Origin of the sequence: Streptococcus sp. HMSC066F10, assembly GCF_001813805.1 — a bacterium.
Classification (GTDB): domain Bacteria; phylum Bacillota; class Bacilli; order Lactobacillales; family Streptococcaceae; genus Streptococcus; species Streptococcus vaginalis.
This window is the reverse complement of the sequence record NZ_KV813955.1, coordinates 86,511-109,651: the sequence shown is the minus strand read 5'-3', so window position 1 is coordinate 109,651 and position 23,141 is coordinate 86,511. Positions and strand designations below refer to the sequence as shown.

27 protein-coding genes are annotated in these 23,141 nt (G+C 39.3%); 3 read left to right on the top strand and 24 right to left on the bottom strand.

Features of this window, described 5'->3' with window-relative positions:
• Positions 1–101: 101 nt before the first annotated feature.
• From HMPREF2933_RS01125 to HMPREF2933_RS01060, 15 genes are all read right to left on the bottom strand, one after another.
• A complete protein-coding gene (locus tag HMPREF2933_RS01125) occupies positions 102–818 on the bottom strand; it encodes a YebC/PmpR family DNA-binding transcriptional regulator (protein WP_024052654.1) in 717 nt (238 codons plus the stop codon).
• A 114-nt stretch (positions 819–932) separates the two neighbouring features.
• Entirely contained in the window at positions 933–2,024 is a 1,092-nt protein-coding gene (locus tag HMPREF2933_RS01120; protein WP_024052655.1) for a nucleotidyltransferase, read from the bottom strand.
• An 18-nt stretch (positions 2,025–2,042) separates the two neighbouring features.
• Positions 2,043–2,513, bottom strand: a complete 471-nt coding sequence (locus tag HMPREF2933_RS01115) for a hypothetical protein (RefSeq protein ID WP_024052656.1) — start codon at positions 2,511–2,513, stop codon at positions 2,043–2,045.
• Complete coding sequence (locus tag HMPREF2933_RS09575; RefSeq protein WP_024052657.1) at positions 2,494–2,784, bottom strand: hypothetical protein; 291 nt, start codon at positions 2,782–2,784, stop codon at positions 2,494–2,496. Before HMPREF2933_RS09575 ends, HMPREF2933_RS01115 begins: the two co-directional genes overlap by 20 nt.
• Positions 2,766–3,026: a hypothetical protein gene (locus HMPREF2933_RS09570; protein ID WP_024052658.1), complete on the bottom strand. Its 261-nt coding sequence runs from the start codon at positions 3,024–3,026 to the stop codon at positions 2,766–2,768. Before HMPREF2933_RS09570 ends, HMPREF2933_RS09575 begins: the two co-directional genes overlap by 19 nt.
• Positions 3,027–3,467: 441 nt before the next feature.
• Complete coding sequence (locus HMPREF2933_RS01105) at positions 3,468–4,238, bottom strand: hypothetical protein (RefSeq protein ID WP_042754121.1); 771 nt, start codon at positions 4,236–4,238, stop codon at positions 3,468–3,470.
• 114 nt (positions 4,239–4,352) lie between these two features.
• Complete coding sequence (locus HMPREF2933_RS01100) at positions 4,353–4,556, bottom strand: hypothetical protein (protein WP_024052661.1); 204 nt, start codon at positions 4,554–4,556, stop codon at positions 4,353–4,355.
• A 156-nt stretch (positions 4,557–4,712) separates the two neighbouring features.
• Positions 4,713–5,447 carry a class I SAM-dependent DNA methyltransferase gene (locus HMPREF2933_RS01095; RefSeq protein ID WP_024052662.1) on the bottom strand — a complete coding sequence of 245 codons (735 nt, stop codon included), beginning with the start codon at positions 5,445–5,447 and terminating at the stop codon, positions 4,713–4,715.
• Positions 5,448–5,515: 68 nt separating this feature from the next.
• Positions 5,516–5,881 carry a ribosome silencing factor gene (rsfS, locus tag HMPREF2933_RS01090; protein WP_024052663.1) on the bottom strand — a complete coding sequence of 122 codons (366 nt, stop codon included), beginning with the start codon at positions 5,879–5,881 and terminating at the stop codon, positions 5,516–5,518.
• Positions 5,882–6,394, bottom strand: a complete 513-nt coding sequence (locus HMPREF2933_RS01085) for a cysteine hydrolase family protein (protein ID WP_024052664.1) — start codon at positions 6,392–6,394, stop codon at positions 5,882–5,884. It lies immediately after the preceding gene.
• A complete protein-coding gene (gene yqeK / locus HMPREF2933_RS01080) occupies positions 6,391–6,987 on the bottom strand; it encodes a bis(5'-nucleosyl)-tetraphosphatase (symmetrical) YqeK (RefSeq protein WP_024052665.1) in 597 nt (198 codons plus the stop codon). Before yqeK ends, HMPREF2933_RS01085 begins: the two co-directional genes overlap by 4 nt.
• Entirely contained in the window at positions 6,977–7,615 is a 639-nt protein-coding gene (locus HMPREF2933_RS01075) for a nicotinate-nucleotide adenylyltransferase (RefSeq protein WP_024052666.1), read from the bottom strand. The genes yqeK and HMPREF2933_RS01075 overlap by 11 nt, the downstream gene beginning before the upstream one ends.
• 12 nt (positions 7,616–7,627) lie before the next feature.
• The gene (gene yhbY, locus HMPREF2933_RS01070; RefSeq protein WP_024052667.1) at positions 7,628–7,939 is read right to left on the bottom strand and encodes a ribosome assembly RNA-binding protein YhbY; all 312 of its coding nucleotides are present in this window, start codon (positions 7,937–7,939) and stop codon (positions 7,628–7,630) included.
• 63 nt (positions 7,940–8,002) lie between these two features.
• A complete protein-coding gene (gene yqeH / locus HMPREF2933_RS01065) occupies positions 8,003–9,109 on the bottom strand; it encodes a ribosome biogenesis GTPase YqeH (protein WP_024052668.1) in 1,107 nt (368 codons plus the stop codon).
• A 2-nt stretch (positions 9,110–9,111) separates the two neighbouring features.
• Positions 9,112–9,639, bottom strand: coding sequence for a YqeG family HAD IIIA-type phosphatase (locus HMPREF2933_RS01060; RefSeq protein ID WP_003031000.1), 528 nt, complete (start codon positions 9,637–9,639; stop codon positions 9,112–9,114).
• Positions 9,640–9,788: 149 nt separating this feature from the next.
• Between HMPREF2933_RS01060 and HMPREF2933_RS01055 the strand changes: the two genes are divergently transcribed.
• On the top strand, positions 9,789–10,415 hold the full coding sequence (locus tag HMPREF2933_RS01055) for a TVP38/TMEM64 family protein (RefSeq protein WP_024052669.1): 627 nt from the start codon (positions 9,789–9,791) through the stop codon (positions 10,413–10,415).
• 31 nt (positions 10,416–10,446) lie between these two features.
• Here HMPREF2933_RS01055 and HMPREF2933_RS01050 read toward each other — a convergent pair whose 3' ends face one another.
• From HMPREF2933_RS01050 to HMPREF2933_RS01015, 8 genes are all read right to left on the bottom strand, one after another.
• Positions 10,447–11,358: a DMT family transporter gene (locus tag HMPREF2933_RS01050; protein ID WP_024052670.1), complete on the bottom strand. Its 912-nt coding sequence runs from the start codon at positions 11,356–11,358 to the stop codon at positions 10,447–10,449.
• Between the two features lie 73 nt (positions 11,359–11,431).
• Positions 11,432–12,865, bottom strand: a complete 1,434-nt coding sequence (gatB, locus tag HMPREF2933_RS01045) for an Asp-tRNA(Asn)/Glu-tRNA(Gln) amidotransferase subunit GatB (RefSeq protein WP_024052671.1) — start codon at positions 12,863–12,865, stop codon at positions 11,432–11,434.
• The gene (gene gatA / locus HMPREF2933_RS01040; RefSeq protein ID WP_024052672.1) at positions 12,865–14,331 is read right to left on the bottom strand and encodes an Asp-tRNA(Asn)/Glu-tRNA(Gln) amidotransferase subunit GatA; all 1,467 of its coding nucleotides are present in this window, start codon (positions 14,329–14,331) and stop codon (positions 12,865–12,867) included. The genes gatB and gatA overlap by 1 nt, the downstream gene beginning before the upstream one ends.
• Entirely contained in the window at positions 14,331–14,633 is a 303-nt protein-coding gene (gene gatC, locus HMPREF2933_RS01035) for an Asp-tRNA(Asn)/Glu-tRNA(Gln) amidotransferase subunit GatC (protein ID WP_003026120.1), read from the bottom strand. The genes gatA and gatC overlap by 1 nt, the downstream gene beginning before the upstream one ends.
• A gap of 76 nt (positions 14,634–14,709) precedes the next feature.
• Positions 14,710–16,449 carry an aspartate--tRNA ligase gene (gene aspS / locus HMPREF2933_RS01030; protein WP_024052673.1) on the bottom strand — a complete coding sequence of 580 codons (1,740 nt, stop codon included), beginning with the start codon at positions 16,447–16,449 and terminating at the stop codon, positions 14,710–14,712.
• A gap of 506 nt (positions 16,450–16,955) precedes the next feature.
• Positions 16,956–17,531 (bottom strand): cysteine hydrolase family protein, encoded by a 576-nt coding sequence (locus HMPREF2933_RS01025; protein WP_024052674.1) that lies wholly within the window; start codon positions 17,529–17,531, stop codon positions 16,956–16,958.
• Entirely contained in the window at positions 17,531–18,319 is a 789-nt protein-coding gene (gene codY / locus HMPREF2933_RS01020) for a GTP-sensing pleiotropic transcriptional regulator CodY (protein ID WP_024052675.1), read from the bottom strand. The genes HMPREF2933_RS01025 and codY overlap by 1 nt, the downstream gene beginning before the upstream one ends.
• Before the next feature lie 240 nt (positions 18,320–18,559).
• Positions 18,560–19,774, bottom strand: coding sequence for a pyridoxal phosphate-dependent aminotransferase (locus HMPREF2933_RS01015; RefSeq protein WP_024052676.1), 1,215 nt, complete (start codon positions 19,772–19,774; stop codon positions 18,560–18,562).
• Positions 19,775–19,925: 151 nt separating this feature from the next.
• Here HMPREF2933_RS01015 and HMPREF2933_RS01010 point away from each other — a divergent pair, with 151 nt between their 5' ends.
• Positions 19,926–20,378 (top strand): universal stress protein, encoded by a 453-nt coding sequence (locus tag HMPREF2933_RS01010; protein ID WP_020999785.1) that lies wholly within the window; start codon positions 19,926–19,928, stop codon positions 20,376–20,378.
• Positions 20,379–20,423: 45 nt separating this feature from the next.
• On the opposite strand, the gene HMPREF2933_RS01005 is transcribed toward HMPREF2933_RS01010, so the two are convergent.
• Entirely contained in the window at positions 20,424–21,812 is a 1,389-nt protein-coding gene (locus HMPREF2933_RS01005) for a Cof-type HAD-IIB family hydrolase (protein ID WP_024052677.1), read from the bottom strand.
• A 64-nt stretch (positions 21,813–21,876) separates the two neighbouring features.
• Here HMPREF2933_RS01005 and HMPREF2933_RS01000 point away from each other — a divergent pair, with 64 nt between their 5' ends.
• Positions 21,877–22,839, top strand: coding sequence for an asparaginase (locus HMPREF2933_RS01000; protein ID WP_024052678.1), 963 nt, complete (start codon positions 21,877–21,879; stop codon positions 22,837–22,839).
• The last annotated feature ends 302 nt before the right edge of the window (positions 22,840–23,141 follow it).

The window sequence follows — 23,141 nt, the reverse complement described above, 5'->3', positions numbered from 1 at the left end:
TCTCAATCTGTATTAGTAAAAAACTCTTGACGCAGTAGCTGTCGGACTCTTCATTTGCTTTTTAAGCTCAGAAGAGTATCTAAGCACCTCTTTCTTCACTATTAAAATCCTTCTACATTTGTATAAATCTTTTGGACATCTTCGTCATCTTCTAACACAGCATACAATTTTTCAAATGTTTCTAAGTCTTCACCTGATAAGGTCACATCAGATTGCGGAATCATTTCCAATTCGGTGACTTGGAATTCTTCTACACCAGATTCACGGAGAGCAGTCAAGGCCTTGTGCAAATCTGTTGGTGCTGTATAAACTGTAATGCTTCCATCTTCTGCTTCTACATCATCTACGTCTACATCTGCTTCTAACAGTTGTTCAAAGATACTATCTGCATCGTCTCCTGCAAACACAATCACACCTTTATTATCAAACATATAAGACACTGAGCCACTTGCTCCCATATTTCCACCGTTTTTACCAAAGGCAGAGCGAACATTGGCTGCCGTACGGTTGACATTTGAAGTTAGTGTATCAACGATGAGCATAGAACCATTTGGTCCAAACCCTTCATAACGCCCCTCTGTAAAGGTTTCGTCTGTATTTCCTTTTGCCTTATCCAGTGCTTTGTCAATGACATGCTTTGGCACTTGCGCTTGTTTCGCACGTTCAATAACAAATTTCAAAGCTGAGTTCGATTCTGGATCTGGCTCTCCTTTTTTAGCTGCTACATAGATTTCAACACCAAATTTAGCATAAACTTTTGAGTTTGCACCATCTTTGGCAGTCTTTTTTGCCACAATATTGGCCCATTTACGTCCCATTGGATATTCTCCTTTAGATTTTCACTTTTTCACTCTTTCTTATTATATCACAAGTCAGGTTGAATTTCACTAGCAAATTATTGACAATGTCTAGCTCTATAAAATAATTTTGTATCAATCTACTATTATCGGGATTTTCCCAAAATTCTGCTCCTCTAGTTGGGCGTGCCCTAGCTGATAAATCCAATCAGCTCGCTGGGTTAAGGAATCCCATGGTTCTTGACCGATGCGACTGATGAAGTCTGTTTTCCCTTTCATCTTTTTAAGATGTTCTCGACCTGCTTGAGTAAAGCCCAAGATATGAATACCGCTAGGCAACTGATCATTTCTTGCACCGACCAAAATATAAGTCAGAATTCGTCTGATTCGTGCTTTCGTATATCGCTTGGTTGCGACTTGTTCGACCAACTCCTCTACGCTATAACTGGTTTTCACTGCTTCCTGCAAGCGCACCGCAAGTTCTTGATTAACCTGATAAAAACTCGTCAAATCGGGATGACTGATAATCTGGTAACGCAGCAAAGGATAGAGTGCTGACCAGGTCACTTTGGGAGACTGAATCAGCAGTTCATGAGCCGGGGTAAATTTCTCCAAAAAATCTGGACAATTAAGACGCTCTCTAAGAGCCGTAGCAGAAGCGTATTTTAAATTTTCTTCTTGTGAATGATAACCAGCTCCCTGGCGTTTGATTGGGAGAAGCTCGATAGCCTTATTCGCGCAAGCTTTGGCATAAGAAAGCCCTAAAATATGATTGGGTGTATTGCCTGTGAATTTCACACCAGCAAACTTTTCCCACATTTTCTGCGTTTTCTGTGGATAAGACAAATCATCTGGCAAATCTTGTATGTAGTCCACCATTTTCTGTTGATTGTCCCCATAAATCTGTGAAAAGTGTTGATAATCTAAGACCTCTTCCGTGCCAAAGGTCAACTTATTCACACTAAGGCGTTCTAAAATATCTACTGCTCCTTGTGCAAAGTAGTCAGCTGACTGAACAGCCACCAAAAATGGTAATTCAACCACCAAATCAGCGCCATTTCGCAGAGCCATTTCCGCGCGTGTCCACTTATCCACAATCGCAGGCTCACCACGTTGGACAAAATTGCCGCTCATGGCAACAATTTTCAAACCTTTAGCCTGCTCTAGCAAGTATTTGTGACCATTGTGGAAGGGATTGAATTCTGCGATAATGCCTGTGATGGTCATGTGGTGCTCCTTTTACAACTATTTTTTTCTTTCAGTAATTTCAGCTTCAATCGTTTGTTTAAATATTTTTCTGACTTGAACTGCTAATTTAATTAATTCAACACAAAATATTAGAAATACCACTATTTCAAAAATTATCAGTATTCTTCCTAAAATTGAATTATCTTTTTTATCAAAAAATAACAAAAAAGAAGGCAAAAAAACTAAAACAATGGAAAAAAACGTTAAATTAATAAATTTCTTAAGTAAATGTAAATCTACATTCAATTGTCTCAAAGACCTAATAAACCTATTTTCAGGAAAAAAAGAGTTTACACCAACTATTGCTAAAAATGATCCTGACAAGAAAATAAAAATTTCTTGAAAAGCTGCTGAAATTTCTTTTATATTATTTATATCAGTTATATACACTTTGGCATTCCATAAAAAGAAAACTACTATTATGTAACCAATTTTTAGAATATTTCTTTTAACTATCTTCATTTTCATAATAATTCAAATAATCTTTTTTATTGGCATATGCTTCTTCTAAAAAAGAATATATATCTTCTGTCGAAAATTCATCTATACAATATTTCTTGTAATATTGTAACTTATATTTTACCAAATCAATAACTTCATTATCACCATATATTGAAAGAGAGGTTACTTTCATATTTTGATTTTTACGATATTCTCCTACTAATTTAACAGAATCAATTATAGTTCGCTTACATAAACTTTCACCATGTATAGCAATATCTACACTGTCTCCTTGCATTTTTTAGCTAACTCTATACCAGAATTGATGCCGTCAACATCATCTGCAAAAAGAGATAATTGTTTTGGAATCGAAACATTTAAAACAAAGTCGTGAATTTGATTAAGATTATCAAGTTTTTTTAAACCATTTTCATCTTTAATAAGTGAAAATTTGAATGCACTATCGTCAATATTAAGTTTTTGAGAAATAAATATTTGAAAATCTTTTATATTTATTTGTCCTTGACCTCGTTTTTGCACTAATATTCCAGATTTAAAATTATAAAGAAATTGAGCATCTTTAGCTAATCCTTGTGTCTCTTCTTTATCAATAATACTTCTTTCCTGAGTTTCAACATCATCTAATTTAACTTCCTCAAGAGTATCAACTTTAGCGATTGTAAATAAGACGTATTCCTCCTTTTTGACAATATCATGTTTGATATAGTAGCTAAAATCAGAAATTGTTTCTGTTTTAATTTTTTTTGATTTGCTAACTTTGAAAAATAGCTATTTATCTTTTGTCTAATTTCAAAATTTGAATTTAATTGATAAAAATAACATTTTAACTCTTTGGTACTAACCATAAAACATTCCTTTACAAATTCATACAAGATTCTTTTATTAATTCAAAAAATGGCTAAAATTACTACTTTTCCGTCAAAGATATCAATATCATCAATTCTAAAATAATTTTGTTGCTTAAGTAAAGCGCTCAGGGTACCAAAAACTGAAAAAGTATCCATATACCTTAGTATATATATAAATGCATCCGCATAAAAGAAGCAATATTATCAATGAATAATTTACCATGCTTCTCGACTTAGGTGAAGCAATATTTATTGCTCCCTTTATTGACTTAGAGCTATGTTGACCTTTTTTTATAATTCCTTGTAATATTGAATTGAAAGTATCATAGCTAAGTTTATTGGGAATTCTTAATTTAATTTTAATAGCTGTACCTGGAAAGACTAGATTTCCCCGTAAATATTCAATACCATTTTTAGTTGCTATAGCCCCCCTGGACACAATAACATATTGACCTTTTAAAACTTTACAGAGTTCTGTAATAGCATATAGCCCATAACCTGAATTAAGGTATTCCGTTTTTTCACCTTCGCGTAGATGTGACTTATCTACGATACCAGCAGTTATACCAGGTTCTAAAGCTAGTCGTATCGCTTCAACATCGTCTAATACTTGAAATTTACTTGTAGAGTTTAAACTTTCTCGAAAACCTCTTCCATAATCAATTAAAGCAATCTCGGCTTCAATATAATCATCATGTACCCAATGCTGTGAGCAGTGCCACCCCTCAAGACATTGGGAATGTTCCGGAATATTTCTGAATAATTCAGAAATAATATACTCTAAAATTCTATATACCTTATCATTACCAGCAGATAATACATTAGAAATTTTTTTAGAGACATTTTCAACTATATTATCCTCAGCTCGATAATAAGTATCCAATGGTGTCTTCATAATAGGAGTGAAAGAACCTGAAAAATCCTTGTTTCTATTATCAATGTTTTTGTCACTTTCAGCAAAATGGAAGAAATTATTATTCTTCGCATAACTAGCTGATTACTTTCCCTCATCATTAATTTCACTTATCACATGATACTCTTGGCTATTCAAAAAGGATGCAACTAGTGCTCCTACAAAAGGAGTTAAAAATTTGATATCATAAATCAGTTTAACCTCCTTATCAGTTGGGTCTAACTCTAAGAGACTATTAATATAGTATCTATATTGAGCTTCGTGTCTATCTATTCTTAATTCTTGCATCGCTAGATTCCTTTCACTCGTGCACAACCAACAATTCGCTAATAATTATAGAAATTAATTCAGAGAATACCTACTTCAACTTAATACTTCTATTATACCACAGCAAACTAATCACAAAAGAAAAAGCCCACCATTTTCGAGAAGCTTTCTTTCCCCCTACTTCTCACACACAAAGAACCAACGCTTGCTTGTTTCTATTGGTGCTTGGTCTTCAAAATCTGCATAGACCTTAACAGTTTTAAATCCAGCTTGTTCTAGTAAAATATCATAGGTCGGAATTTCGTACGTGCGTTCTTCGTGGACTTCGTCGTAACGTGTGAAGCGCCCGTCTTCGTCTTGCAAGAAGAAGGTCAACTCATGCACAACTGAATGGGGCGCCTCATCGGCGTATGTATCCCAAACCATGGCAAATTCATCAGCATTTTCATGGTAAGAATAACCAGGAAAAACGGTATCAGTTTGGTAAGTTGAGTGCACGTCAAAGATGAAAACGCCACCTTCATTCAAGCAGTTGTAAACTTGCTGAAAGACATCACCGACTTCAACTTCATCGGCCATGTAGCAAATTGAATCAGAGTAACAAGTCACCAAGTCGTATTTCCCAGCATGCGATAAATCAAGCATGTTCCCCTGTTTGAATTCCATGGCTTCACCTGCTTCTTTGGCACGTTTACGAGCGATTTCAAGCATCTCGTCACTCAAATCAAGTCCTGCCACATCAAAGCCAGCTTTGGCAAAGCGTACGGATTGAATTCCTGTTCCACAAGCTAATTCTAAGAGCTTTTTCTTATTTTTTGGAAAATGGCGGAGCGAAAAATCGGTCCATTTATCATAAAGATTATCATCCATAATAGCATCATAGACTGATGCGAAGGTTTCATAAGTTGTCATACATTAAATCGCACCGAAACGGCACTTGTCCTTTCTAGTCATTGAAAGGCCGAGGAATTTCCCCAGCCTTACCCTTTATTTGTTTCCAACAAAGCAGCAACATCAACACCTGTTGCTTCATGCCAAAGTTTTTCAAGGTTGTAGTGATTCCGCATTTCCTCAGAAAAAATATGAACAACCACCTCGCCTAGATCCAAAAGCACCCAGCCTCCAGCAGAGTCTCCTTCTACATGGCTAGCTGATTGCCCTGCTTCTGTGACTTTCTCACGAATATTATCAGCAATAGCCTCTAGTTGACGGCTGTTCATAGAGCTGGCAATGACAAAATAGTCTGTCATCGTCGTCAATTCTTGCAAATCTAGCACAGTAATGTCTTCTGCTCGTTTTTCATCAGCTGCCTTGACAACCAATTCTAGTAATTCTTTTTTATCCATTTAATCCTCTTTTAAAATTTCTTCTAAGTCCGCCACTTGGGCAAAACGTCCATTCCAAGTGTTTTCATAGTGCTGCATTAATTGTTCTGCTGTAATTTCTCTTTCAGCAAAGGTGGTCGTGCCATTTTTAACAACTGCCAAATTATAGCCAAATTCAAACGCCACCTTAACAGTCGTATCAATGCAATAATTCGTTGCCATGCCAATGATAATCAGCCGCTCAATAGCTTGGCTATCCAGATAAGTCTGTAAATGAGTTTCTTTAAAAGCACTATTATAATGCTTATCAAAGATTTTCTCGTCAGCTTCTGGAGCAATAGCTCCGTAAACTTCCCAGCCATGGCTTCCTGTCAGTAATTCGTCGTCATTGTGGCGGACGTAAATCACCTCAATGTTTGTCTCACGACAAGTGGCGATTGCTTTTTGCCAGACAGACAAGCAGTTATCAACAGCATACGGTTTAGCCTCTATCAAGGCTGTTTGAATATCAATCACTAACAGAGCTGTTTTCATTTATCATCTTTCATAAAGCCGACATACGCATTATAAGTCTCAATAGTTTGTGGGAAGATAGGCAAGCCCTTGTGTGCCAAGTGTTCCACTGTATGTGCCGTTTCATAAGCCACAGCTTGATTGAGCGAAACGTGAGCAATTTCACGCGCCCGCTCCACTCCTGAAAAGTTCCGATTAGGCTCAATATAGTCTGCTACGTAGACCACCTTATCTAAATCGGACATTTGGGCAGAACCTACGGTATGAATCTCAATAGCTCGTAAAATTTCTGGATCTGTCAACCCTAAATCTTCCTGAATTTTATAAATGCCGACCATGCCATGCCAGACATTATTTCCCCAATCTTTCAACGCTGGATTCAGAGCATACTTATCAATCAGCGCCAGAAATTCTTCGTCAGAGAGCTTTTTCGCATAATCATGGAGCAGACCTGCCAAACCAGCTTTTTCTACATCTACTCCGAAGCGCTCTGCCAAGTCAATCGCTGCTTGTTCCACTCCCAGACAATGTTTAAAACGTTTCTCTGGTAAAAGCTGCTGCATTTTGACTAAAAGTTGCTCACGAGAAATTCCCACATAAGTTTCATATCCCATTGTAAAGCCCTTCTTTCTTAATATAGTCTAAAACTGGCTTGGGTAGGAGAAAATTCGGCGTCCGACCTTGAGCCAGAAAAGCTCGAACCATACTCGAAGAAATATCCATCAACGGCACATCTACCCAGATAACTGGATAAGATGTTCCTGCTTTATAGCGGGGGCGCTGAACCCCAACAAATTGAACCAAATCGACTAATTCGTCAATCCGATGCCACTTGGGAAGGTAATCTACCATATCCGCTCCGATGATGAAATAATAATCTGTATCTGGATGTTTTTCCGTCAAAAATTTCATCGTATCATAGGTGTAACTAATCCCTTTTCTCTCCAGCTCAATGGTTTCAATTCCCAGACCTTCAATGCCTTCAATTGCCAACTCCAGCATTTTCAGTCGGTGCTTCTCATCAATCGTTGATTTTCTATCAACATGTGGTGGCTCATACTCAGGCATCAGCAAGACCTGATCTAAACATAATTGCTGACGAACTTGATCAGCCACGACCAAATGGGCATTGTGGACTGGATTGAAGTTTCCACCTAAAATCCCAACTTGCTTTCTTTTTTTTGCTTTTACTTCTGGTTCCAACTTCACCTTGGTGAAGGGAGTCAGTAATTCAATTGCCATAGGCTGCTTCCTCTAAATTTCTTTTACCTTTACTGAAATTTTGCGGTTTTCCTTTTTGCTAGACTGTTTGTAGAGAATTAAAATACGACCAATTTTTTGAACAATATCCACACCTATTTCCTCTTCGAGAATTTCTGCTACCTCATGGATGTTTTCATCTGTATTTTGTAGAAGAGTTACTTTAATCAATTCTCTAGCATCTAGAGCTTGACGGACACTCGTTTTAATCTGGTCGTTGAGACCGTTTTTGCCAATCTGAATGATGGGTTTGAGACTGTGAGCTTGGCTATTTAAAAAAGCCCGTTGTTTTGATGTTAATGACATAGATTCCTCTTTTGTTTCTTATTTCGTTTATCTTCTCTTTATTTTTCTAACAGCCATTTCCTCTTAGATAATGGCTTTGCGGGTAACCACTGCTACTTCCTCTGGTGCCCAGGCTGCAATCTTTGCTGGTCCTGTTACACGAATCCAGCCCAAGCCTGAAAAAACTACATCTGTTTTAGCTTCAATTTTCAACTCATGTTTGACTAACTGAGGAAAATCTGATACTTCTTTTTTAGAGGGCGGTGTTAGTAAAGAGCCAACATGTTTTTCATAAAACTCCCCCGCTCCCGCAAGCCTGGTGCGATGCAATTTGAGCTCATTGTCAAAATAAGCCGTAAAACCCTGTTTGTCACCCGACACAAAATCAAAGCGTCCCAAGCCCCCTAAAAAGAGGGTTTGTTCAGGATTAAGTTGGTAAGTTTTGGGCTTGATTTCCTTTTTCGGACTGATATATTTGAGATTTTTAGCAGACAGATAATGAGCCATTTGGTGACGGTGGATAATCCCTGGTGTGTCGTAGATATGACTGCCGTCAGCCAGCGGAATTTCAATCTTATCCAGTGTCGTCCCTGGAAATCGTGAAGTCGTAATAACTTCCTTATCCCCGGTAATTTCCTGAATAATGGCATTGATAAGTGTGGACTTACCAACATTGGTCACGCCGACCACATAAACGTCTCGACCTTTTCGATATTGCTCAATCTTTTCAATCAATTCTTTAATCGCTTGCTTGTTTTGAGCTGAAGTCAAAACTACATCAACAGGGCGCAGTCCTTCCTCGTGAGCCCGCTCCATCAGCCACTGTGTAACCTTGCTCGTCTTGACCGACTTGGGAAGAATATCTTTTTTATTCCCGACCAACAGCACATCATTACCAGCCACAAAACGTGGCAAACCCGGAATGACTGAACCATTAAAATCAAAAATATCTACTACATTGACTACGAGAGCATTGCTGTCGCCGACTTCGTGGAGAAGTCTGAGAAAATCATCGTCTGTCAGTTGCACATCAGTAATTTCGTTGTAGTGGCGCAGACGAAAACAGCGCTGGCAATACAATTCGCCCGTCTCCAGTCCCTTTTCCAAAGCTGACTGAGGAGTATAGCCAAGCCTATCCTTATATTTTGTCTGAATCGGCGCTCCGCACCCAATACAAAGAATGTCTTCCATGTTTAAATTCCTTTTTTATACTCAATCGGTTCGTATTTTTCAGTGATTTTTTTCAACACACGACGCTCACGAGCTCGGTTAATCTGGGTCTTTAACGAATCATGCTCGACCAGTGGCTTGACCAAAATCGAACGAATTCCTGCTCTATGAGCAGCTCGAATATCAGTCATGAGCTGATCTCCCACCATGACCACTTCATTTTTCTCAAAATGAAATTCTTTCAGCGCCCGATCAATCCCCCAAGTGAATGGTTTCATAGACCAACAGACATAGTCAATTTCAAACTTTTCAACTGCTCGTTTTACTCGTTTTTTAGTGTTATTGGACACCACAATAATCCGAATCCCTGCATCGCGCACATCATGGAGCCACTGCTTCATTTCTGGTGTTCCATCGGGATTGTTCCATGCGATAAGAGTATTATCTAAATCCACCAAAACAGCCTTGATACCGTGTTTTTTTAAACTTTCAACTGTCAAATCATAAACTGCCTCAATCGCAAAATCAGGCATGTAATTTTCAATCGCCACATTTCTCTCCAAACATTATACTTCTACCTATTTTAACATAAAAAAAGAGTTTTCGCACCCTAGATTTTTTCATCGATTTTATGTACAATTTGCCAAAAATTGTTTAAAAATGTTATAGTTAAAATAGAGAATTTGACACGGAGGACATTATGGCAAATACGAGCAAGAAAATGGCTGCCGTCTCCCCTTTTTTACAAAAATTTATCAATTGGTCTTCTATTATTGGAGCGCTTGGTACGGTGATTTTCTGTATCTGGGCCTATTATGCTGGCATTTTACAATCCAAAGAAACCCTGTCAGCCTTTATTAAGCAAGCTGGCATTTGGGGACCGCCACTCTTTATTTTCCTGCAAATCCTACAAACAGTTGTTCCTATTATTCCTGGAGCTTTGACTTCGGTTGCTGGTGTCTTCATTTATGGTCATATCATTGGTACCATTTATAATTATGTCGGTATCGTCATCGGCTGTGCTATTATTTTTTATCTGGCGCGTACCTACGGTCCGGCTTTTGTCCAATCTGTCGTTAGCAAACGCACCTATGACAAATACATTGGCTGGCTGGATGAGGGCAATCGTTTTGAGCGTTTTTTCATCTTTATGATGATTTGGCCTATCAGCCCAGCAGACTTTCTCTGCATGCTGGCTGCCCTTACGAAAATGACTTTTAAAAAATATATGATAATTATTGTATTATGCAAACCAATCACACTGGTTATTTATACTTACGGTGTGACGTATATTATTGATTTCTTTTGGCAATTATTTTCAAAATAAAAGGCAGAGTGAAATAAACAGCTCTGTCTTTTTATAAGATCCCTTTTCTTTTTTCCAATATCAAATCTTTTATAGAAATCAAAGCGACCGCTGATAAAATCATAAACATACCAGCAAAATCTACGAGATAAAATTGCTCGTGCATAATGAGAAAGGCGAAAAATACAGCCGATATAGGCTCAACAGCCGCTAGAAGGCTAGATTTCACAGGCCCGACTAAACTGGTTCCTTTGAGAAACAGTGTATAGGCGAGGATTGTCCCCACTAAAATAATCCCCACTAAAGCCAGATATACTTTCATTGACAACTGCCAATGAAAACGCAAAATACCGCTAAATGGCGTTAAGACAATGCCTGCTAGCATCATGCCCACTCCAATCACCGGAATACTACCCCATGTCTTTATCAGCTGAATCGGAATAAGAATATACAAAGCGTAAGTGAATGCGGCAAACAGCCCCCAGAACAGTCCTGCAGGTGTGACAGATAACTGATTGAGTTGTCCATGGGTGGCAATCAAAAAGGTTCCACCAACCGCTAATATCATAGACAATACTTCTGTCACAGTAGGTGCAACACGGTCTTTGAGACAAGTGTAAGCAAGGATTCCCACCGGACAGACATATTGTAAAACAGTAGCCGTTCCTGCATTGCTTTCATAAATAGACTTTAAATAAGCAAATTGATTAAGCAACAATCCTAATAAAACAAACAGTGCCAAAGGCATCATCGCCTTTGGGTCTTTTATCATCTCAATCAATTTTCTACAATTAGTTAGCACCATATACAATACCAACAAAGCCCCTGCGATTAGAAGTCGGACATTTGTTAAAACTAAAACCGAAAATCCATGCGCCATCAAGTATTGTCCGCTCGTTCCAGATAATCCCCATGCAATTCCTGCGACTAAGGTTAAAATGGTGCCTTTTGCTATTTTTGACATATCTTACCCCCAAACTTTTCCATTCTATGATTATAGCAAAAAAATCAGCCGAAACGACTGATTTTTTTAGATTTTACAACTTCGCCAATTCCTCATTAAGTAGTTTTTGAGCTACTTGTGGATTGGCTTGACCTTTAGTTGCTTTCATGAGCTGACCAATCAAGGACTTGGCTGCATTTTTGTTGCCGCCCTTGTAGTCGTTGAGAGCTTTTTCATTGTTAGCAAAAACGTCCTGAATGATTGGCAATAGTTGTGCTGGATCAGAAATTTGCACCAAGCCAGCTTTTTCAACGTATTCCTTGGCTGAACCACCATTTTTCGCCAAATGAACAAAGACTTTTTTGGCAATTTTAGAGGAAATCGTACCATCTGCCACCAAACTCAACATTTCAGTCAAATTGACTGGTGTCAAACCGATTTCTTCAATGGTTTCACCTTCTGCATTGAGGTACTGAGCGACCTCACCTTGGAGCCAGTTTGACACAGATTTTGCGTCTCCGCCTGCTGCCACCGCAGCTTCAAAGAAATCTGAGATGTTCTTCGTCGCTGTTAATTGTTTAGCATCATAGTCTGACAATCCAAAATCTGCCTTGTACTTAGCCCGACGTTCTTTTGGAAAGGCTGGTAAATCTGAACGCACCGCCTCAATCCAGCTGTCATCAATCTCAAAGTTTGGTAAATCTGGCTCTGGGAAATAACGATAATCAGCTGAACCTTCCTTGACCCGCATCAAAAGAGTTTCACCTGTTGCTTCATCGTAACGGCGAGTTTCTTGACGAATCTGACCACCGCTACGCAAAATCTCAGCCTGACGTTTTTCCTCAAAAGCCAAGCCCTTGCGAACAAAATTGAAGGAATTAAGATTTTTCAATTCTGTCTTGGTTCCAAACTCTTCTTGGCCATAAGGACGGATAGAAATATTTGCATCCACCCGCATGGAGCCTTCCTCCATCTTGACATCGGAAATACCCGTGTATTGGATAATTTCTTTGAGCGCTGTTAAGTAAGCGTAAGCTTCGTCTGGACTGCGCATATCAGCTTCTGAAACAATCTCAATCAAAGGCACCCCTTGACGATTGAGGTCAACATAAGAATAACCGTCGCTGCCATGGGTATTCTTGCCAGCATCCTCTTCCAAATGAGCCCGCTCAATGCGAATTTTCTTAGTCGTCCCGTCTTCTAGCTCGATTTCAATCCAGCCATTATAACCAATCGGATCGTCAAATTGAGAGATTTGATAGGCTTTCGGATTGTCTGGATAGAAATAATTCTTGCGATCAAAGTGCATCTTTTGATGAATATCCATATTGAGTGCCAGAGCAGCCTTAATACCGTAATCAATAACTCCCTTGTTCATCACCGGCAGGACACCTGGGAAAGACCAGTCAATGATATTGGTGTTGGTATTTGGATCTTCCCCAAAATGAGCCGGTGCTGGTGAGAAAATTTTTGAATTTGTTTTTAATTCAACGTGGACTTCTAGTCCAATAATCGTTTCAAAGTTCATTATTTTTCACCTCCAAAAATGACTGGTTTTTGCTTGTGGTAGTCTGTCGTTGCTTCAAAAGCTGCTGCTACTTGGTAAATCGTTTCTTCATCAAAATGATTTCCAATCAATTGCAGCCCAACCGGCAGACCTTCCGCAAAGCCTGCTGGAATGGAAATGCCAGGAAGCCCTGCTAAATTGACCGGAATGGTCAAAAGATCAGCCAAATACATAGCTACTGGATCGTGACTTTGAGTTCCTAAGTCGTAAGCAACCGTCGGCGCAGTTGGTCCTAAAATCAAGTCATACTTTTCAAATACTTTGGCAAAATCTTGCATAATGAGTGTCCGAACTTGACCCGCCTTCTTGAAATAAGCATCATAATAACCAGACGATAGACTAAACGTTCCTAGCATAATTCGGCGCTTCACTTCCTCACCGAAACCTTGGCTACGAGACTTGACATAAACATCTTCTAAGTTTTCAATCTCATCTGCCCGATAGCCATAACGAATCCCGTCAAAACGTTGCAAGTTAGAGCTGGCTTCAGAAGAAGCGATGATATAATAGACTGCTACCCCGTATTTGCTGTGGGGCAGGCTAACTTCTTCAACAATCGCTCCCAAACTTTCCAGATGCTTGGCAGCCGCTAAAATGCGTTCCTTGACTTTTTCATCAATCCCGTCGCCCATATATTCTTTCGGAAGAGCAATTTTCAATTCTTTAATATCTTGACCAATCTTACTAGTGAAATCAGGAACAGTTCGTTGAGAAGAGGTTGAGTCTTTTTTATCATTTCCTGCAATTACGCCCAAAAGCTGAGCATTTTCTTTAACCGTCCGAGAAAAAGGTCCAATTTGATCCAACGAGCTCCCAAAAGCAATGAGTCCAAAACGAGAAACACGGCCATAAGTTGGCTTCAGTCCGACCACTCCGTTAAAGGAAGCTGGCTGACGGATAGAGCCACCGGTATCAGAACCTAAAGACAAGCGAACCTGACCAGAAGCAACTGCTGTTGCTGAACCACCAGATGAACCACCGGGAACTTTTGTAGCGTCCCAAGCATTTTTCGTAGTCTTAAAATAAGAATTTTCACTAGAGCCGCCCATGGCAAATTCGTCCATATTGGTCTTACCAATGACAATCATGTCTTTCTCATGGAGTTTTTCCACACTGGTTGCATCAAAAATTGGTTTATAATTGTAAAGAATTTTTGACGCAGCTGTCGTTAAAATCCCCTTAGTAGAAATATTGTCCTTAACAGCCAGTGGAATCCCGCTCATAAAATTATCCGCATCAATTCCCTTCGCGTCTACTGCTGCTGCTTGCGCCAAGGCTTCTTCTTCACTAATCGTAATAAAGCTATCAACTGCACTTTCTCGACTCTTAATACCTTCCAGAGTAGCTTTCGTCAGCTCAACTGCGGAAAGTTCCTTTTTGACAAGGAGATTATGCAATTCTTCAATTGTTTTTTGATTCAAAGTCATTAGGCGTCTCCTCCGTCATCTAGAATAGCAGGCACTTTGATATAGCCTCGCTCTTTTTCAGGTACATTTTGGAAAAGTTCTTCTCGATTCCAACCTGCAACTGCTACATCTTCACGCATATAGTTGACATTTTCCGCAACATTTGATGTAAAAGGCACACCAGTCGTATCAACTTCGTTTAACAACTCCACCATGTCCACAATTTTTGACAAAGTTGTCGCAAATTCTGCCGTTTCTTCAGGTGAAAAAGCTAGTTTTGACAAGTGAGCAACATGCGTTACTTCCTCTTGAGTAATTTTCATCTCTGTTTCCTTTCTCTTCTTTTATTTTTCAGTGTAACCGAAAAACAATCATCTTCTTATTTTATCACAAATAGGCTTAGTTCTTCAATTCCAAATGAAGTTCTTTCACTTGACTCGCATCTACTTGACTGGGACTTTCTAGCATAGGATCAAAACCAGTTCCATTTTTAGGAAAGGCAATGACCTGACGGATATTTTCTTCACCAGCTAAAATCATAACCAGTCGATCCAAGCCCAGTGCTAGACCACCATGCGGCGGAAAACCATAATCAAGCGCTTCTAAGAAAAAGCCAAAGTCACGCTCGTAATCTTCTTTTTCCATGCCCAAGAGTTCAAACATGGCTTCTTGACTCTTTCGATCATGGATTCGTAAACTACCGCCTCCAATTTCATAGCCATTAAGGACAATATCATAGGCATGACTTTTGATTGAAGCTAAATCTTCTTTCTCATTTTCAAAAATTCCTTGGGTGAATGGGTGGTGCATGGCTTGATAGCGTTCTTGCTCCTCATTCCACTCTAGCAAAGGCCAATCCAGCACCCAAAGGAAGTCCAGTCGACTCTGATCGATTAAGTCTAATTGTTTGGCAATCTCCAATCGCAAGTGCCCTAGAGCTTCTTGGGCTTGTCTTCTCTTGGCGATGACCAGTAAGAGCAAATCACCGTCTTGCGCTTCAAATCGGTCTATGAAGGCAACTGATTCTGCTTCAAAAGTCGAAGCCAAATCCCCTTGAAGTTCACCTGCTTCCACCTTAAGACTAGTAAACCTACTAGCTCCAAATTCTTTCATTTCTTGATAGAAATGACTGAGCTGCTTCTTCGTGAAAGAATCCGCAGCATTTGGAACACAAATGCCCCATAATTCTTCATGACGAGCAAAAGCCTGCTTCAGCAAAAGAGAGGGATTATCCTGACAGAGATTGGTCAGATTTTTTAATTCCAAACCAAATCGCGTATCCGGCTTATCTGTACCAAAGCGGTTCATGGCTTCCTCATAACTGATAGTCGGAAAAGCTTCTGTCAGCTCCAAACCATGAGTTTTCTTAACAACCGCTTTGAGCATAGCTTCAACCAGAGCTTGGATTTCTTCTTCGCTTGCAAAACTCAACTCTAAATCCACCTGAGTAAATTCAGGCTGACGGTCTCCCCGTAGATCCTCATCTCGAAAGCAGCGAACAACTTGATAATAACGTTCCAGACCAGCTCCCATTAAAAGTTGCTTCAACATTTGCGGGCTTTGAGGTAAAGCATAAAATTGATTTTTAAAAACTCGACTAGGAACCAAAAAATCTCTGGCTCCTTCTGGTGTGGATTTCGTCAAATAAGGTGTCTCCACTTCCAGAAAATCCTTACCGTTCAAGTAGTCACGAATTGTGCTGGTTACTTGGTGACGAAGTTTGAGGTTTTCTGTCATCTTACCCCGACGCAAATCCAGATAGCGGTACTTCTGCCGCAACTCTTCTCCTGTATGAGCGTGCTGATCAAGTTCAAAAGGAAGAGGCTTACTGCTTGCAAGGATTTGAATTTTCTCTGCTCGCAACTCGACTTGCCCTGACTTGATTGCTTTGTTGACAAAGCGGGCTTCTCGCTTGACAACTTCTCCTGTAACAGAAATCACATCTTCTTTATGTAGATGTTCAATTTCAGTAAAAGCCGGACTATCACCTGCGACAAAAACTTGAAGCAGTCCTTCTCGGTCTCGTAGCTCTATAAAAGCCAATTTCCCATGATTTCGGATATTTGCAACCCACCCAGTCGCTGTCATTTTCTGACCAACTTGTTCCAAACCGTAGTTTCCAATAAAAACTTCTTTCATATTCTCTATCTCTTTCTAAATTCATTTTCAAATTAACCATTTGCCGCAAATTACTTATAGAAATCTACGCCCGTAGCTCTAGATACTAAAAGTAGGAAGCATTTTTTGTTTACAGCTTTTGTCCAACTGACAAAATTGCATCCGCTTCTCTAAGTACTAAGAATTATAAGGAACATCGACCTTACTGCCTAATCTATATCCACGGCTATAAACGCTAAAGCATTAAGAACTATGGAAAAACGGCTTACGTCTGTATAAACAGACGAAAGCCGTGGTACCACTGTTATTCGTTGCATTGCAACCTCTAGCTCGTAACGTGAGCAGACGTTTGTGCTTTGATTCACACAAATTTCTTGCAATGATATAATAGTTTTAGACAATATCATCCTTTGCCATTAATAGCATAGAAAAAACCATTTTATCATTGACAGTATGTTCTTCGGATTTTGCTTTCTTGGCGCTGCTCTCAGCTTTCAGCACTCTCTGTTCAAGTCAACAAGCCTACTCTACTGCTTTTTTACTTTTAAATTGTTATCTATTATAGTCGAACCTAAAACATTTTGCAAGTGGTTTAGTGCAAATTTATGATTTTCCTCCGAAAGAGAAGCCACAGCAGACTCTACCACCTCAATTTGATACCCTAAATTATAGGCATCAATAGCTGTGTGGAGAACGCAAATATCCGTCAGAACACCAGTTAAAATCACCGTGTCTACTTTTCTTTCTCGCAGGCGAATATCCAAATCTGTTCCTGAAAAAGCAGAATAATGTCGTTTGTCCATCCAAAGGACGCGAGAATCTGCTTTATGCTCCTGATAGAAATCAGCTAATAGTCCATAAAGGTTACGTCCACTAGTGCCTTTGATGTTATGTGGTGGAAAGAGTTTACTCTCTGGGTGAAAAATATCCCCTTCATCATGGGCATCAATGGCAAAAAAGATATAATCGCCTCGATCAAAAGCAGTCTTTGTTACCTGTGCGATAGTTTTAGAAATCGCCTGAGCCGGTGCTCCAGCTGTCAGTTTGCCATCATCTGCCACAAAATCCACCGTATAATCAATCGAAATCAATGCTTTTGTCATCAGTAATCTCTCTTTTTAATCTCTTCAAAGACATCGGGAATAAGGACTTTAAGATAGGTTCCTTTCATTCCTAAAGAACGACTTTCAATAATGCCTGCACTCTCTAGTTTACGCAGAGCATTGACAATTACCGAGCGAGTAATGCCAATACGATCCGCAATGACCGATGCTGTCAATTGACCTTCATTGCCATTTAATTCACCTAAAATAGCTGAAACAGCTCGTAATTCTGAATAAGACAAAGTATTTACAGCCATGGTTACCGCTGCTCTGCGACGAATATTTTTTTCATCTTCTTCTCGTTGGAAGTTGAGCAACTGAATACCAACCACTGTACTTGCAATTTCAACCAAAATCAAATCATCATCATCAAATTCTTTATCATTGCGCCAAACAATCAAAGTTCCTAAGCGAATCCCTGAAACATGAATAGGCGAAATCGTCGTCAAGCCGTCTGGAAATTCATCTTTGGTTTCAACTGGAAAAATTGACAAATCATGATTGACAGGAAGATTGGCTTCTGTGTCATACATTAAATTCGCTGTGCGAACATATTCTTCTGGGAAGATTTTCGTTTGATAAAATGCTTCCACACGGTCATTGTTCGTCTTGTAGCGCATGAAATACCCCAAAAGACGCCCCTTGCTGTTTACAATACAAGCATTGCAATCCATAATTTCAGCTAGCTGCTGGGTAATTGCATTGTAAGGTAATTCATCCTGTAATCGCTCATCTGAACGACGCAAAATAGATGTAATTTTTCGTGTTTTTGCTAATAAGTTTGCCATAATTTACCTCGCATATAATCTTATTGATTATATCATAAAGCGCTTTAATCTTCAACAATTATCTGAAAATTGTTTATTGAGATACAATTGTGTGCAATTAGCTTGGCTAGCCTTCTCACTCCTCCATATTAGCACAAAAAGCTGGGACGAAAGTCTCCAGCTTCATAGCACACTGTGTAATAAATTGACGATGCAGTAGGTGAATGCGTCAGCAATCGTGCGAGTCTGTCTCGCTTTCTATTATCTCCGATATTGCCTTAAGAAACGAGTCATCTTCTCTTGGATTTGTGCTAACTCATCTACACGAGGCAGATAAACAATACGAAAATGATCTGGGTCTTTCCAGTTAAAACCTCGTCCATGCACCAGTAAAATCTTTTCTTGCTTTAAGAAATCCAGCACGAATTGCTCATCGTCATCTACTCGATACATTTCCCTATCAATTTTAGGGAAAATATAAAGCCCCGCTTTAGGTTTGGTTGCCGACAAACCCGGAATTTCATTGATAGCCTTGTAAATAAAATTCCGTTGCTCATAAATGCGACCACCAGGAAGCAACAATTCATCGACTGATTGGTAGCCTCCAAGCGATGTTTGTACCACATGCTGAGATAAGACATTTGAGCACAAACGCATATTGGATAGCATATTCAGGCCTTCAATATAATCTTTTACGTGATATTTAGGACCAGACAGTACCATCCATCCGACACGAAAACCAGCAATACGATGTGATTTAGACAAGCCGTTCATGCTGACACAAAAAAGGTCAGGAGCCAAACTTGCGATAGCCGTATGTTTCTCACCGTCCATCACTAAACGGTCATAAATCTCATCTGCAAAAATAATCAAATTGTTTTGCCGCGCAACTTCAACAAGCTCTTCCAACACCTCTTTTGGATACAAAGCTCCTGTCGGATTGTTTGGGTTGATAACGACAATAGCCTTTGTATTAGAGGTAATTTTTGATTTGATATCATCAATATCCGGATACCAATCTGCCGCTTCATCACAAAGATAATGAACTGCATTTCCCCCAGCTAAACTGACCGCTGCCGTCCAAAGCGGATAATCAGGCATCGGCACCAGCACCTCGTCACCATTATCCAGCAAACCTTGCATAGACATAACAATCAGTTCGCTAACCCCATTTCCAAGGTAAACATCTTCAATATCAACATTAGGAATATTTTTCAATTGACAATATTGCATAATAGCTTTTCGAGCAGAAAAAATCCCTTTCGAGTCCGAATATCCCTCGCTATCACGCGCATTCATAATCAAGTCATGAATCACCTCATCTGGTGCGGTAAAACCAAACTCAGCTGGGTTTCCCGTGTTTAAACGGAGGATTTTCTCACCGTTTGCACGCATCCGCATGGCTTCTTCTAAGACGGGACCACGAATATCATAAGCCACATGTTCTAATTTTGTTGATTTATTAAATTCTTTCATCGAATTTTTCCTCATTTCAAAAGAGTCAATTTATTATAACGCAATTTTTCTAAAAAATCTAAAAAACTTCTTGTAAAGTCTGCTTGAAAATACTTTACTTTTTTCATGTAAAGGGTTACAATATAACTAAAGAAAGAATGGAGGTATTCCTATGCTACAAAGATATCAAAACATTATGGTCGCTGTTGACGGTTCTCACGAAGCTGAGCTTGCTTTTGAAAAGGGCGTAAATGTGGCGCTGAGAAATAATTCACGCCTAACGATTGCCCATGTAATTGATACACGTGCCTTGCAAAGCGTTTCTACATTTGATGCAGAAGTCTATGAAGAATTGCAAGAAGATGCAAAGAAACTCATGGATCAATATGCTGAAAAAGCCAAAGAAGCCGGCGTGGCAAATGTTGTCACAATTGTTGAAATGGGAAACCCGAAAACCCTTCTTGCAACAGATATTCCAGAAGAACAAAAAGTTGACCTCATCATGGTCGGTGCTACTGGGCTCAATGCCTTTGAACGGTTACTAGTCGGCTCTTCATCTGAATACATCTTGCGCCATGCAAAAGTTGATTTACTGGTCGTCCGCGATAAAGAAAAAACATTATAATCCAAAGTTAAAGAGAGATTGGCACAAACCAAGCTCTCTTCTTTTTCATTCTACATTTTTCGTGCAATTTCGTTGATAGGCTTGAATTTGACGTTCAAGCTCTTTTTTAATAGCTGGCTCTGGGGCATAATTTTCTTCCCAATCATCTGGTTTTAAGATTTTATGAGTGATAGGGTCAAAATGCGCTTTGCCATCTGGAAAGAGTTTACCCATATTGGCTCGGTGGACAATCTCAAACAAGTATTCTGGATCCACTCCCATTAACACAAAACTGCCATAGGTAAAATACAACATATCAATCAGTGCATCTACTTGCCCAACTAAGGACATCTCTGCTTTGCTCTTCTTTTTGACTTTTTCAGCAGCTTTGTCCACAGCTTCGTGCAAAGATTGAACAGACTGTTCAAAGACCTCTTCAGAAGGACTAGCTGCCCACAAAAATTCCACTAATTCTTCTACCTTGAAGCCTGCACGATGACGAGCACCCTCTGTTGTCCACAGGATGGGCTCTTCCTGCGTGCATTCATCCATTATCCCATGAAATTCTTTGACCTTATTAAAGTGGTGGTCGCTACTGACAAAGACTTTTTCACTCGCCAAAATACCAAAATGCTCCAAAGCCTTATGAATCCCGTCCTGACTATTACTGCTAGTAGTGTGTTTTGCAACTTCTTTCACTCGACTGGTTCCATTTCCCATGGCAATAGACATACCAACGCCCGCTAACATCTCAACATCATTATCAGAATCACCAAAAGCCATGACTTGATTGATGTCAAAACCGTATTCTTTTCCGACCAGCTTAATTCCTTCTAACTTTGACATTCCTTGATTGACGATATCAGCTGCGAAAGGACTGCTACGAGTAAACTTTAAATCTGGAAAATCCGCTTCGATAGTTTGTGTTTCTTTTGGTGTTGCCAGCATCAGTACTTGATAAATCGGCTCTTGAATGGATTTCAATAAATCATCCTGCTGTTGAGGAAGTGCCTTGCTGATTACATTATTGAAACTTTTATTGACCAAATGTGTCATCTTCTTCGGAACAAAACGACTGGTCCATTGAGAAAACTTGCTCATGCCAAAGCTCATGATTTTTGAACCAACCATTCCTGATTTTGTCCCAAATGAGATTTCTATTTTATGCTGGCGAGCATACTGAATCAGGTGACGCAAACTGGTTTTATCAATTGGCTTCGCAGAAATGACTTTATCTTTTGAAAAAATATATTGTCCATTATAGGTTACTGCAAAGTCCAAATCCAACTGCTCCATAAAAGATTGGACAAAAAATGGACCCCGACCTGTCGCTAAACCAACTAAAATACCTTGCTGTTTTAAACTATGAATTGCTTGTTCTGTGGATTTCAAGACCGTTCGACTATCATTTACTAACGTCCCATCAATATCAAAAAAGACTGCTTTGATTTCCATTCATTTCTCATCTCTTTCTTTTATGATACAATAATTATAGCATAGATTCAGGAGAAGCTCACTTATGACCAAAAGAATTTTAGTTTTACATACTGGCGGTACTATTTCCATGCAGGCGGACACTACTGGAAAAGTCATCACAAACGAACACAATCCCATGAACCATGTTGCAGTTCCTCTAGAAGGCATTCAAGTGACGGCTCTTGATGTTTTCAATATTCCTAGCCCTCACATAACACCACAGCACATGCTGCAATTGTATCAAAAAATCAAGACAGATGGGAAGCATTTTGACGGGGTTGTCATTACTCATGGAACGGACACTCTGGAAGAAACAGCTTATTTTTTGGATACCATGGAACTTCCAGATATTCCTGTCGTCTTAACTGGTGCTATGCGAAGCTCTAATGAACTGGGAAGTGACGGAGTTTACAATTACTTATCTGCACTTCGTGTAGCAAGTGATGACAAAGCACGCGGAAAAGGCGTTCTGGTGGTTATGAATGATGAAATCCATGCTGCCAAATACGTGACAAAAACGCATACGACCAATGTCAGCACTTTTCAAACACCAACTCATGGACCACTTGGACTGATTATGAAGCAAGAAATCCTCTATTTCAAAACAGCTGAACCACGCGTTCGTTTTCATTTAGATAAAATCTCTGGTTTGGTTCCCATTATCCCAGCCTATGCTGGAATGAAAACTGAACTGCTTGATATGCTAGACTTGGAAAAGATAGACGGTCTCATCGTTGAAGCCTTTGGCGCTGGAAATCTGCCACAAGAAGTTGCCCAAAAGCTCAGTCAACTTGCGAATTCTGGGCTGCCAATTGCACTTGTATCACGTTGCTTTAACGGCATTGCAGAGCCAGTTTACGCTTATGAAGGGGGTGGCGTGAAGTTACACGAATCAGGCATTATGTTTGTCAAAGAGCTCAATGCTCCTAAAGCTCGTATCAAGCTGCTAATCGCCCTGAATGCTGGACTTCAAGGGCAAGAATTAAAAGACTATATGGAAGGCTAGGTTCTTACATAGATAAAAAGCCTCGAGTGATTCGAAGCTTCTTAGGATATTTTATGTTTAGGAGATTTATGAAAAAAAGTTTTTTAGCTCTTTTGTTTTTTAGTTATTTACCATACATTTCTGATTCCTTTACTGATTTTTTGAATGTTTTGTTATAATGTACTTTAATGTTTACTGTCATTGGACTTACCTCTTTCTTTTTGATGAATTTAGTATAGCCCGAAAAGCTTAAAGTAGGCTTATAGATTTCTTTCAGAAAACTTAATTTAAAAAATTTCATCCAAATGGTGAAGTTTTTTGGT